Origin of the sequence: Vulcanococcus sp. Clear-D1 (assembly GCF_014654725.1) — a bacterium.
GTDB lineage: Bacteria > Cyanobacteriota > Cyanobacteriia > PCC-6307 > Cyanobiaceae > Vulcanococcus.
In genome coordinates, this window is record NZ_JACVZV010000004.1 from 1 (window position 1) to 11514 (window position 11514).

14 protein-coding genes are annotated in these 11514 nt (G+C 66.8%); 5 read left to right on the forward strand and 9 right to left on the reverse strand.

Annotated features, from left to right (window positions below):
• Positions 1-133 precede the first annotated feature (133 nt).
• From H9532_RS01290 to H9532_RS01310, 5 genes are all read right to left on the reverse strand, one after another.
• On the reverse strand, positions 134-442 hold the full coding sequence (locus H9532_RS01290; protein ID WP_296365015.1) for a hypothetical protein: 309 nt from the start codon (positions 440-442) through the stop codon (positions 134-136).
• A 213-nt stretch (positions 443-655) separates the two neighbouring features.
• A complete protein-coding gene (gene gap, locus H9532_RS01295) occupies positions 656-1657 on the reverse strand; it encodes a type I glyceraldehyde-3-phosphate dehydrogenase (protein WP_296365017.1) in 1002 nt (333 codons plus the stop codon).
• A 55-nt stretch (positions 1658-1712) separates the two neighbouring features.
• On the reverse strand, positions 1713-2072 hold the full coding sequence (locus H9532_RS01300; RefSeq protein ID WP_296365019.1) for a hypothetical protein: 360 nt from the start codon (positions 2070-2072) through the stop codon (positions 1713-1715).
• 6 nt (positions 2073-2078) lie between these two features.
• A complete protein-coding gene (locus tag H9532_RS01305) occupies positions 2079-2639 on the reverse strand; it encodes a hypothetical protein (protein ID WP_296365021.1) in 561 nt (186 codons plus the stop codon).
• Positions 2640-2708: 69 nt separating this feature from the next.
• The gene (locus H9532_RS01310; protein ID WP_296365023.1) at positions 2709-3392 is read right to left on the reverse strand and encodes a TMEM165/GDT1 family protein; all 684 of its coding nucleotides are present in this window, start codon (positions 3390-3392) and stop codon (positions 2709-2711) included.
• An 83-nt stretch (positions 3393-3475) separates the two neighbouring features.
• Here H9532_RS01310 and H9532_RS01315 point away from each other — a divergent pair, with 83 nt between their 5' ends.
• The 3 genes from H9532_RS01315 to H9532_RS01325 are packed head-to-tail and all read left to right on the forward strand — an operon-like array spanning position 3476 to position 6089.
• Positions 3476-4585 (forward strand): iron-containing alcohol dehydrogenase family protein, encoded by a 1110-nt coding sequence (locus tag H9532_RS01315; protein WP_296365025.1) that lies wholly within the window; start codon positions 3476-3478, stop codon positions 4583-4585.
• A 6-nt stretch (positions 4586-4591) separates the two neighbouring features.
• Positions 4592-5473: an alpha/beta hydrolase gene (locus H9532_RS01320; RefSeq protein ID WP_296365027.1), complete on the forward strand. Its 882-nt coding sequence runs from the start codon at positions 4592-4594 to the stop codon at positions 5471-5473.
• Positions 5466-6089: a DUF2993 domain-containing protein gene (locus H9532_RS01325; RefSeq protein WP_296365029.1), complete on the forward strand. Its 624-nt coding sequence runs from the start codon at positions 5466-5468 to the stop codon at positions 6087-6089. Before H9532_RS01320 ends, H9532_RS01325 begins: the two co-directional genes overlap by 8 nt.
• Before the next feature lie 7 nt (positions 6090-6096).
• Here the strand turns inward: H9532_RS01325 and H9532_RS01330 are convergent, their stop codons facing one another.
• From H9532_RS01330 to H9532_RS01340, 3 genes are read right to left on the reverse strand one after another with little or no spacing between them, the layout of a single operon-like run.
• Positions 6097-7005, reverse strand: a complete 909-nt coding sequence (locus H9532_RS01330; RefSeq protein ID WP_296365031.1) for a phosphatidate cytidylyltransferase — start codon at positions 7003-7005, stop codon at positions 6097-6099.
• Positions 7002-7616 carry a precorrin-6Y C5,15-methyltransferase subunit CbiT gene (cbiT, locus tag H9532_RS01335; protein WP_296365033.1) on the reverse strand — a complete coding sequence of 205 codons (615 nt, stop codon included), beginning with the start codon at positions 7614-7616 and terminating at the stop codon, positions 7002-7004. The genes H9532_RS01330 and cbiT overlap by 4 nt, the downstream gene beginning before the upstream one ends.
• A 6-nt stretch (positions 7617-7622) precedes the next feature.
• Positions 7623-9032, reverse strand: a complete 1410-nt coding sequence (locus H9532_RS01340) for an aminotransferase class I/II-fold pyridoxal phosphate-dependent enzyme (protein ID WP_296365035.1) — start codon at positions 9030-9032, stop codon at positions 7623-7625.
• Positions 9033-9086: 54 nt separating this feature from the next.
• Here H9532_RS01340 and H9532_RS01345 point away from each other — a divergent pair, with 54 nt between their 5' ends.
• Both H9532_RS01345 and H9532_RS01350 read left to right on the forward strand, forming a co-directional pair.
• Positions 9087-10760, forward strand: a complete 1674-nt coding sequence (locus tag H9532_RS01345; protein WP_296365050.1) for an AarF/ABC1/UbiB kinase family protein — start codon at positions 9087-9089, stop codon at positions 10758-10760.
• A 26-nt stretch (positions 10761-10786) separates the two neighbouring features.
• On the forward strand, positions 10787-11254 hold the full coding sequence (locus H9532_RS01350; RefSeq protein WP_296365052.1) for a hypothetical protein: 468 nt from the start codon (positions 10787-10789) through the stop codon (positions 11252-11254).
• Between the two features lie 3 nt (positions 11255-11257).
• Here H9532_RS01350 and H9532_RS01355 read toward each other — a convergent pair.
• The coding region (locus H9532_RS01355) for a sigma factor-like helix-turn-helix DNA-binding protein (RefSeq protein WP_296365054.1) at positions 11258-11514 on the reverse strand (257 nt) is incomplete at its 5' end.

Genomic DNA, 11514 nt, shown 5'->3' on the forward strand with positions numbered 1-11514 from the left:
GGCGTCTCAGCCGCTTGTTCAACCTACAACACCGATCGCTCGGGTCTTCGGTTCCCGCTGCTGGCCTTGCGGCTCGCGAGCGGATCCAAAAGTTACCAGAGCGCCGAACCGATCCGCCGCTGATGGGAGCAGCTCAGGCCGGAGCGTCGTCGTCGCCTGGATCCAGGGCCATCTCAAGGCTGGAAAGCAGCAGAGCCAGGGCGGCCGCACGGCTGAGATTCGGGCCACAGACCTGCTCGAGCCATTGATTGGCCAGCGTCTCTAAATCAGAGAACAGGGTCTGCCCGGCCAGCAGGCGCTGCATCACCTGATCCACATTGGCCTCATCGAGCTCCGGCAACGGCCCCACCACATAACGGCGGCCGTCGTCGCCGATGTAAGTGAGATTGCCCTCAGCATCGAACACCGGTACGGCATGGGGGGTGATCGGCTGATCGTCCATGGATCCACCCGCAGCTTCTTCAGCGTTAGCGCTGCCGGCGGCCAGCGGCAACCAGCAGGCGGCCCTGTTCAGTCTGGTGCTCGTAGGCAACGCCTTACTGCACCCAGGGCGATGTCGGAGTTGCGGCTGGCGGAAACCAGCCAACAAAAAGGCCGGGAATCAATCCCGGCCGCCAATGGGTGATTGGTGGTGGCTTCTCAACCAGCCGCTGGCTCAGGCCACCGTGGCCATGTGACGCATCAGATCGATGCACTTGCAGCTGTAACCCCACTCGTTGTCGTACCAGGACACCAGCTTCATGAAGGTGTCGGTGAGGGCGATGCCGGCGCCGGCATCGAACACGGAGGTGCAGCTCTCCCCGAGGAAGTCGTTGGAGACCACATCGTCTTCGGTGTAGCCGAGAATTCCGGCCAGCTCCCCTTCCGAGGCAGCCTTCATGGCGGCCTTCACCTGCTCATAGGTGGCGGACTTGGCCAGGTTCACGGTGAGGTCCACCACCGACACATCGGGCGTGGGCACGCGGAAGGCCATGCCGGTGAGCTTGCCGTTGAGCTCAGGGATCACCCGGCCCACGGCCTTAGCGGCACCGGTGGAGCTGGGGATGATGTTCTGGCCTGCGCCGCGGCCGCCGCGCCAATCCTTCACCGAGGGGCCATCGACCGTTTTCTGCGTGGCGGTGGTGGCATGCACGGTGGTCATCAGACCATTCACGATGCCGAAGTTGTCGTGCAACACCTTGGCCATCGGGGCCAGGCAGTTGGTGGTGCAGCTGGCGTTGGAGACGATCTCCTGGCCGGCGTAGCTCTTGTGGTTCACGCCCATCACAAAGATGGGGGTGTCGTCTTTGGATGGGGCGCTCATCACCACGCGCTTGGCGCCAGCGTTGATGTGGGCGCGGGCTGCGTCATCGGTGAGGAAGAAGCCGGTGCTCTCGAGCACATAATCGGCACCCACGGCTCCCCAGTTGAGGTTGTTGGGGTCGCGCTCAGCGGTGATGCGAATGGCCTTGCCATTCACCACCAGCTGGCCGTTCTCCACACGCACATCACCCTGGAAGCGCCCATGGGTGGAGTCGTAGCGGAGCATGTAGGCCAGGTACTCCACATCGATCAGGTCGTTGATGCCCACGACCTCCACATCCGGAAGGCTCACGGCACGGCGGAAGGCCAGACGACCGATCCGGCCGAAGCCGTTAATACCGACGCGGATGCCCATCGGAGAACTCCCTGACTGAATGCAAACAATCAAGGCTCACCATACGGGCCGGGGTTCAGGCGGGAAGCGCACCATCACGATCCGAGCGAAAGCTCAGCTCCAGATCCGGGAGCGCCGTGGCCGCCAGCTGCAACATCTGGGCAAACACCACCCGGGTCTGCTGGGCTCCCTGCCCCATGGGCTCACGGCTCATCAACACCAGCTCCAGCACAGGGCCCTCCGCCTTCGACTGCACATCGGCAAAAAACTGCATCCGCAGCTGTTCCTGTCCGCCGCGCAGCAGCGCGCTCAAGTGGGCCGTGGTGCGGTGGTCAACCTCGGCCTGGAGGCCCTGCAGCAAGGGTTCGAGCGCTTCGATCAAGGCAGCTGGCGTGGTGGCTGAGCGGGGTTTGAGCACGGTGAGAAAACGCGCCATCGCTGCTCAGCCCTCCTTCTGGCCAGCTTCGAACTGATCGCTGAGCAGGCGGCGCTGATATTCGGCCGCGAGTGCATTGAGATGGGCCTCAGCCGCTTCAACCATCTCCTCATCGATCTGATCAAAGGCGCGCCCTTCCGGAACCGCCATGCCCAGCACCAGCGCCAGGGCATCAAACAAGCGCACCTGATCGTTCTGCCAGGCCTGGTAATCGCCCGCGAGATCGGCCAGGTCTTGTTCTTCCAGTTCGCCCCGCTCCAAATCGGTGCGCAGGTTCTGGATCTGGCCGAGCCGAGCTGAGGTGACGAGGGCATGGGCAGCCGCCAGGGCCGCCAGGGCATCGCAGGCTTCACGCTTCAGCACCGTGAGGTCGCGATTGCGAACCGCCTTTTCAATCGACAGCGGTGGGCGCACCCCCGGCAACTGACTCATCTGGGCGGGCTGCCGCGGCTCGGGCGGCAGGCTGATGCGGGCCGGTGCCGGCGGAAGAGGCTGAGGCGGCCTGAGCGCTGCGCCCCAGCGCATGAGGGTGTCGGCCAGCCGCGTGCGCCATCCCCGCCTCGACATCAGCTGCTCACGCCACTGCACTCAATCTGACGCCAAACCGGCCCCACAGGCAGAGGGAAAGCCGAAGAATCAGCGGCCGGCCACCGAACCGAGCGCCTGCAACAGCGACACCAGGCCAAACGCCACGAACAAGCCACCACTGAGGCGATAGAGCAGCTGCTCGTTCACGCGGCCACCAATCCACTTGCCAGCCCCCACGGCCAACCAGGTGACCAGGGCATGCCCCGCCAGCGTGCCGGCCAGCAAGCCCGCAAAACTGAACACCTGCGCTGGGGCCGTGGCCAGCAGGATTGTGGCGAACTGGGTGCGATCGCCCAACTCCGCCACAAACACCAAGGCGAAGGCCTCCCAGATCACGGCCCAGGGCCCTGACTGCCGCTGAGCCTGCTCGGCAGCATTCACCGCCTCCTCGGCCTCCTCGGCCTCCTCGGCCTCCTCCTTGGCGGCACCGGCATCGAGCGCCTGGGCATCCACCAGCAGCTTCAGGCCAAATCCGAGAAACAGCACCGCAGCGATCCACGGCACCAGGCTCTGGGGCAACAACTCCCGCAGGCCGTAGCCAACCCCAAGCGACAGCAGGGTGACGGCCGCCAAAGCCGCAAACGCACCAACGAACACCAGACGGGCGCTGTGACGCACCGCCAGGATCAGGGCCATAAAGAAGGTTTTGTCGCCCAGTTCGGCCAGGGTGATGGCCGTGAGGCTGGAGCCAAAAGCCGCGAGGCCCGGATCGGAAGGGAGAGGGGGTGCCATGCCTGATCGCGGGAACAGCGAACCCGCTGCCTCGTCACTTCTACAGTGGACCCTTGGCAATCGGGCTGGTCGTGGGCATCACCATGCAGCAACACGCAATCGCACCAGCGGTTGTTCTGCGAGGTGAAGGGGCCTGGCAGGAAGCGATGCCCGCGCTGCAACACCTCTGCCGCCGGCCGCTCCTGTTGGGCCGCAGCGCAGCCACCCGATCGCTGCGGGAGCAGCTGGCTGCCGATCTGAGCCGGCGCAATCTGGCCGTGACCATGGCCGAACTCGAGCACGACTGCTGCGAGAGCGACCTCACACGCATCAGCCAGATCCTCAGCAGCAATGGCTGTGATGCCGTGGTGGCCGCCGGCGGCGGCAAGGTGCTCGATGCAGGCAAGTTGCTGGCCCACCGCCACGGCCTGGCCTGCATCACCGTGCCCACCAGTGCGGCCACCTGCGCCGGCTGGACGGCTCTGGCCAATCTGTATTCAGCCGAGGGGGCCTTCGAAGGCGACGTCGCCCTGGATCGCTGCCCGGATCTATTGGTGTTCGACCACGCCCTGGTGCGGCAGGCACCGGCACGCACCCTGGCCAGCGGGATCGCCGATGCCATGGCCAAGTGGTACGAAGCTTCCGTGAGCAGCGGGGCCAGCGGCGATGGCCTGGTGCAGCAAGCGGTGCAGATGGCTCGGGTCCTGCGCGACCAATTGCTGCTGGACGCCAAAGACGCCATGGCCCAGCCCGGTGGTGAGGCCTGGGTGCGGGTGGCCGAGGCCTGCGGGCTCACGGCCGGGCTGATCGGGGGCATCGGCGGTGCCCGCTGCCGCACCGTGGCCGCCCATGCGGTGCACAACGGCCTCACCCAGCTCCACGCCAGCCACGGCCATCTCCATGGCGAGAAAGTGGGCTTCGGCATCCTTGTGCAGCTGCGCCTTGAAGAAGTGATCGGCGGCAACCGGCTGGCCGGGCAGGCACGCCGGCAACTGCTGCCCTTCTTCCAGGAGTTTGGGGTGCCCGTGAGCCTCGATGAACTAGGCCTCGGACAGGCCAGCCTCAGCGCACTGCAGGAGGTGGCGGCCTTTGCCTGCCGGCCGGAGTCGGATCTGCACCACCTGCCCTTTCCTGTGCAGCCCAGCGATGTGTTGGCGGCCTTGGTAAGCACCACCACCAGCAGCGAAGCCCAGCTGCATGCCAGCCAGGCTTGATCTCTGATGACAACCGCACCGTCCCCCTCCGGCCAGGAGTTGCTGGCCCGGGCCGCTGATCGGCTGCTGGATCCCGATGGGCGGGCCCTCGCAGCCGCCGTGCAGTGGTGGGCCCTGCCCGATCTGCCGGGCGGGCCATGGCCCGTGGCCGTTCTCGGCGCAGGGGCACCTGTACTGGCGCTGCATGGCTTCGACAGCTCCCATCTGGAATTCAGGCGGCTGGCGCCGTTACTCGCTCCAACCCATCAGCTGTTCATCCCGGATCTGTTCGGCTTCGGCTTCTGCCCAAGGCCGCTGGCAGCCCCATACGGGCCTGAAGCGGTGCTCGATCACCTCGAGCAGGTGCTGCAGCAGGTGATCAGCCGCAGCGGGGCCGAGCGCGTGGGCTTGATCGGCGCTTCGATGGGGGGATCGGTGGCGGTCGAGCTGGCGCGCCGCTGCCCCGAACAGATCGAGCGCTTGCTGTTGCTGGCGCCGGCTGGCCTAACCGGTCGACCGATGCCGGTGCCGCCGCTGCTCGATCAACTGGGTGCCCGCTTCCTGGGGTTACCGGCCATCCGCCGCGGCCTGTGCCGTTCGGCCTTCGCCATGCCGGATCGGGATGTGGGACCGGCGGAACTGGAAATCGCCTCGCTGCATCTGGCCTGCCCCAACTGGGCCGGTGCCCTGGGGACCTTCGCCCGCAGCGGGGGCTTCGCGGGCTGCGGCGATCCCTTGCCCTCTCAACCGCTGCAGGTGCTTTGGGGCCAGAACGACCGCATCCTGCGAGCACCCCAGAAACGGGCCGCGCAGGCTCTGTTAGGAGAACGCATCACCGAGCTGGAGTGTTGCGGGCACCTGCCCCACATCGACCAGCCCGCCACCGTGGCTTGCATCTGGCATGGCTGACGACGCGCTGACCCAACGCTCCAGCCCCGTGCTGCAACTGCTGGCCAGCGGCCTGCAGTTTTGGATTCGCCAACAGTGCGAGGCGGTGGAGAACCTGGAGCTGCAGCTGCACGGCTCCAGCCTGGGACTGCTGCGCGGCCGGTTGGATGGGGTGAGCCTGGTGGCTCGCCGCGTGGTGTTCAGCTCGCTCGAGATCGAGCGCGTGGAGCTGCGCAGCGACGCGATCGAGATCCAGGTGGGCAATCTGCTGCGGGGCCGGGCTGTGCAGCTCGATCACCCCTTCAGCATCGAGGGCACCGTGGCCTTCTCGGCCGGTGGACTGGGCCGCTCCCTCTGCACGCCGCACTGGCGGCCGTTGGGCGACCAGCTGGTGGATGGCCTGCTGGGCCTCACCCCGCTGCAGAGCGTGAGCATCGAGCGCGACAGGCTGGTGCTGCAATCCCAGGACCATCGCTGCGAGACCATCCCACGCGCGGTGGATGGCCATCTGGAGCTCTGCGGCGAAGAAGGCAGCCCCTGCGTGGCTCTCCCGACGGATCCCAATATCACCATTGAGGCCGCCAACCTCGAGGGAGGACTGCTGCAGCTGCAGGGCAAAGCGCGGGTATCCCCTTGAGCAGCCCTCAGCGGATCAGGGGCAGCAGCAGGGTGACCACCGTGAAAAACACAGCCGGTGTGAAGAGGTAGCTGTCGATCCGATCGAGGATCCCACCATGACCGGGTAGGAGATCACCGGAATCCTTCACCCCGGCATCGCGTTTCATCATCGATTCGGTGAGGTCGCCCACCAGGGCGAACAGCGCCACCACAACACCCAATAGCGCACCCACGGCCCAGCCCCAGTTCCAGCCGAGCACTTCGGCGAAGGTCCCGCCCAGCAAGGCCGCACACCCCACACCTCCCAAGGCTCCCTCGATCGTTTTGCCAGGCGAGATCGGCGACAGGGGCTGCCGGCCATAGCGGCGACCGATCACGTAGGAGCCGATGTCGGTGGCAACGATCAGGAAGCAGGCCATCAGCATCAGCACCATGCCGGAGCTGAGGTGGGGGCAGGCCTCGGTGAGACCACTCAAGCGGGGCGCCAGGGCGGGATCGGTGAGATTGCGCAGGCGGATCCAGTAACTGGGCAGAAAGCCCAGATAAAACAAGGCAAAAATCGACGAGGCGATATCGGCGATGCTGCCGGTGAGCGGCTGGAGCAGCAGCCAGCCGCAGATCGCAGCACCGGAGAGCGGCAGCACAGCCGCTGCCAGATCAGCCGAAAAACCGAGGGCCTGAGCATCGCCCCCATGGGCCCACTGGGTGGTGATCAGCAGCAACTGCACCAGCACCAGGGTGGTTTTGCTGGCGGGGCGGATGCCCTTGAAGCGCGCCAACCGGAAATACTCCAGCAGCCCCAGGTGCACCATCACACCGAGCGCCAGGGTGAACCACCAGCCCCCCAGCACCACCACCACAAACCCAAACGCCCCCACGGCGTAACCGCTGAGCAAACGCTGGGGTGAGGTGCGGGTGCGGGGAGACGGAATCAAGGGCGTTCAGCAGCGATCAGGAACAGCGGTTCGGCCGCCGCCAGCCTGGCCTGGCTGCCGCGGCGCTGCATGCGATGCACCGTGGCCTGCACCACCTGAAGGTCCCTGGCCTCCAAGCGTCCGAGCGTGTCGGTGGCATCCACCAACCCCTCCAGGCTTGCGGTGCTGATCACCAGGCGCCCCGCCGGAACCAGGGCTTCCCACACCAGATCGAGCACCTGCCGCAGCGGCCGCCCCACCTCCAGCAGCACGCGATCGGGATGGGGCGGCAGCTGGGCGAGGCCTTCGGGGGCATCACCGGCATGGATGTGCAGGTTGGCAGCGCCAAAGCGCTGGCCGTTGCGCTTGAGCAGCTCGATCGCCTCGGGGTCGCGCTCGAGGGTGTGCACCTGCCCGGCGGGCATCAGGCGAGCGATTTCCAGGGCCAGGGCGCCGGTGCCGCCCCCCACATCCCACACCAGCGAATCCGGCCGTGGGCGCAGGTGGGCCAGCAACATCACCCGCAGCTCCAGCGGCGTGGGGCTAAAGCCCGGTGCATCGGCGAAGGACGCATCGGGCAGCCCAGGCGTTACGAAGTCCCACTGAAAGGGGCCATCGCCTGGGGCTCCCATCGGCTCTTAATCGGCCACAACGCTCACCGTATCAGCGATCTGGCCGGGCCACAGCTGTTGTTGCTGCACCAGCCACGCCGCACGATCAGCATCGATGCGCTCTCCGGGAATCAACAGAGGGATCCCTGGCGGATAAGGGCAGAGCGGTTCGGCGGCCACCCGCCCGCTGGCGGCCGCAATGGGCAGCCGCACCTGCGGCGCTCGCCAGGCCCGTTCCAGCGGCAGCTCCGGCTCCGCCAGCGGCGGGATAGGCGGCGCTGAAAAAAAAGCCATGGGCTCGCCCCCAAGGGCCCGCCGCAACTGCTTCAGGCGCCTGGGCAACAGCCGCAGCACTCGCCGCGGTGGCGCCAGCCCCAGGCAAGCCGTGAGGCAGCCGGGCTCCGGCAACTCGGCGATCACGCCCCGCTCCATCAGCCAGGCATCAGCCTCCAAGCCATTGATCCCCATGGCTGCCGTGTGGATGCACAGGCGCAGGGGATCAGCCGTGGGCAGCAGGGGCACGCCGATCCGCTCCAATCGACCTCGCAACGCCAGGCCAATGGCGAGGGCCCGGCGCAATTGGCGGCGGCCGGCGCCGCTATGGAGATGGGCGAGCGAAGCCGCCGCCGAGGCGAGCAGCAGGGCGCTGGGGCTGGAGGTCTGCAGCCAGAGCAGCGCCCGCTCGATGGCCTGGCTGCGGGCTTGGCACAGCTGCTCATCCGCCCCAGCCCCTTGGAAGAGCACGGCGCTCTGGGCGAGCCCGCCGGCCGCCTTCTGCAGCGACTGCACCACCAGATCGGCGCCACTCGCCAAGCCCGATGGCGGCAAGCGGGGATCAAGGCCCAGATGGGCGCCATGGGCTTCATCGAGCAGCACCGGCAGCCCGTGTTGATGCGCCAGGGCTACCAGCGCTGGCAACTCAGCGGCCAGCCCCTGATAGCTGGGCGACACCAACACCACCGCCGCCAGCGGTCCTGCGGCGAGAGCCTCACTCAGGTGCCGCTGAAAGCTCGCCGGCGTGGGAGGTAACCACAGCCCCGTGGCCGCATCGAAGGGCAAGTCAAACAACACCGGGCGCAACTGGCCCAGCAGACAGCCATGCAACAGCGAGCGGTGCAGATTGCGCGGCAGCAGCACCCGCTCACCAGGCTGAGCCAGGGCCAGCAAGCCCACCTGCAGCAGGCCACTGGCCCCATTCACGCCAAACCAGCAGCGCTGCGCCCCCAGCAGGGCCGCCGCCGCTGCCTGAGCTTCCGCCACAGCTCCCTCGGCCTCGAGCGGCCCACCGATCTCCGGCAGTTCCGGTAAATCCCAGCAACCAGGCGACTGCTGCAAGAGGCGGCGCAGCCCAGGTGCCAGGGCGCGGCCCCGGCCATGGGCCGGAAGGTGCAGGGACAACGGCGGGGGAACGGCCAGCAGGCGCTCCAGCAGAGCCATGGCACCTCAGGCGATCTTCTTAGAGTTTGCCGATCTCCTGACGCGCCACCTGTTTTGAGCAGCCCCGCCCATCGCTACGACCCGGGGGCTGATCTGCGCTGGCTGCTGTTGCGCCCGTGGCTTCTGATCAGCCGGCTGGTGGTGCTGCTCAGCCAGCTGTTGGGACTTGCACTGGTGTTAGCGGTGCAGAGCGGCAGCCGCGACCCGAAGGTGCAGCAGCGACTGGGCCAGCGCATCTTCACCACGCTCACCAACCTGGGGCCCTGCTTCATCAAGCTCGGCCAGGCCCTCTCCACCCGGCCCGATCTTGTGCGCCGCGACTGGCTGGATGAGCTCACCAAGCTGCAGGACAACCTGCCCGCCTTCCCGCACTCCATCGCCCTGCAGACGATCGAGGAGGAGCTGGGGGCTCCGGTGGAGCAGCTGTTTGAGGACTTCCCCGACCACCCTGTGGCCGCCGCCAGCCTTGGCCAGGTGTATCGCGCCAAACCCGTCGGCGGCTCCTGGGTGGCAGTGAAAGTGCAACGCCCAAGGCTCACCCAGCAACTGCGCCGCGACATGGTGCTGATCCGGCTGATGGGGGTGGTGGCCGCGCCGCTGCTGCCGCTCAACCTGGGCTTCGGCCTCGGCGAGATCATCGATGAATTCGGCCGCTCGCTGTTCGAGGAGATCGACTACCGGCGGGAAGCCGACAACGCCGAACGCTTCGGGCGCCTGTTTGCGAGCAACCCGGCGGTGATCGTGCCGCGGGTGGACCGCAGCCTTTCGGCTCAACGGGTGATCACCACCACCTGGATCAATGGCACCAAGCTGCAGCAGCGCCAGGAGCTGGAAGCCCAGCACCTCGATCCGGCCTCACTGATCCGCACCGGCGTGATTTCAGGCCTGCAGCAACTGCTGGAGTTCGGCTATTTCCACGCCGATCCCCACCCGGGCAACCTGTTTGCCCTGCCGGGCAAAACCGGAGCCATGGGCCATCTGGCCTATGTGGACTTCGGAATGATGGATTCGATCAGCGACAGCGACCGGCTCACCCTCACCGGAGCCGTGGTGCATCTCATCAACCGCGACTTCGCTGCCCTGGCCCAGGATTTCGTGGATCTGGGCTTTCTGAACCCCAACACCGATCTGGCCCCGATCGTGCCGGCTCTGGAGGAGGTGCTCGGCGGTGCCCTGGGCGACAACGTGGGTTCGTTCAACTTCAAAGCGATCACCGATCGCTTCTCGGAGCTCATGTATGCCTATCCTTTCCGCGTGCCGGCGCGGTTCGCTCTGATCATCCGCGCCGTGGTGAGCCAGGAGGGTCTGGCCCTGCGGCTCGATCCCAGCTTCCGGATCATTCGTGTGGCCTATCCCTATGTGGCCAAGCGATTGCTGGCGGGCGACACCGCCGAGATGCGCGAAAAACTCTTGGAGGTGCTGTTCGACAGCGACGGCCGCCTGCAGCTGGAGCGGCTGGAGAGCCTGCTGGCTGTGGTGGAAAACGATGAAAGCGCCGTGGGCGCTGAGCTGCTTCCCGTGGCCGGTGCAGGGCTGAAGCTGTTGCTGGGCCAGGAGGGCCGCAGCATCCGCGAACGCTTGCTGCTCACCCTGGTGCGCGACGACCGCCTCAACATCGACGATCTGCGTGGTCTGCTGGAGCTACTGGGCCGCACCTTCGCTCCTCAGCGGCTGGTGCGGCGCCTGCGCGATCAGCTGTTCACCCGGCTCAATCCCCTGGCCGCTTAGGGTCGGCGCCACTTGAACGCAGCGCGATGTCTCTGGCCCCGATCAACCTGAGCGAAGCCGCCCAGGACCTGGCCAGCGGCGACTACGGCGACCTGGATGCCCAGGAGATCCTGCTGGAGTTCGCTCCCTATCTCCAGCCGCCTTATGTGCTGGCTGGCGTGGGTCTGGCCATGGGTGTGCTCTGCGGCCTCACCTTCGCCCGCCTGGTGCAGGACAAACTGAACGGCTGGAAACAGGACCGCCTGGCGCTGCTGCCCCTGGGCTGCTTCGAGACCAACCTCAGCTACACCGGCATCGTGCTGGGCATCACCCTGTTCATTGGTGGCAGCCTGCAGGTGTTCGGCTTCGCCGCCGGTGCGGCCTTGCTGGTGGCGCTGCTGTTGTCGCTCGCCACGGCCGGCGCCCTTTGGGTGCAGCTGGAGCGGCTGATGCTGCAAGTGGAGAACGGCACCTTCAGCGCCGTGGACTTCGACAACTTCGATCAGTTCTTCTGAGGCTCAGGCCGCCAGATAGGCGCCCATCTGCTGCGACAGCCGGCGCATCTCTTCATGGGCCCGGCGCTCCAGGCTCCGGGCGCGGTCGCGGCTCATCTCCAGCTCGCGTGCGATCGAGCTGAGGCTCATCGGCTCCTCAAAGCCGATCCCGTAGCGCATCTTCAGCACGCGGCCCTGCAGCTCAGGCAACTGATCGAGCAGATCACGCATGTCGCTGCGCAGGCACTCACCATCCACCAGCTCTTCCGGCTGGGTGCCAT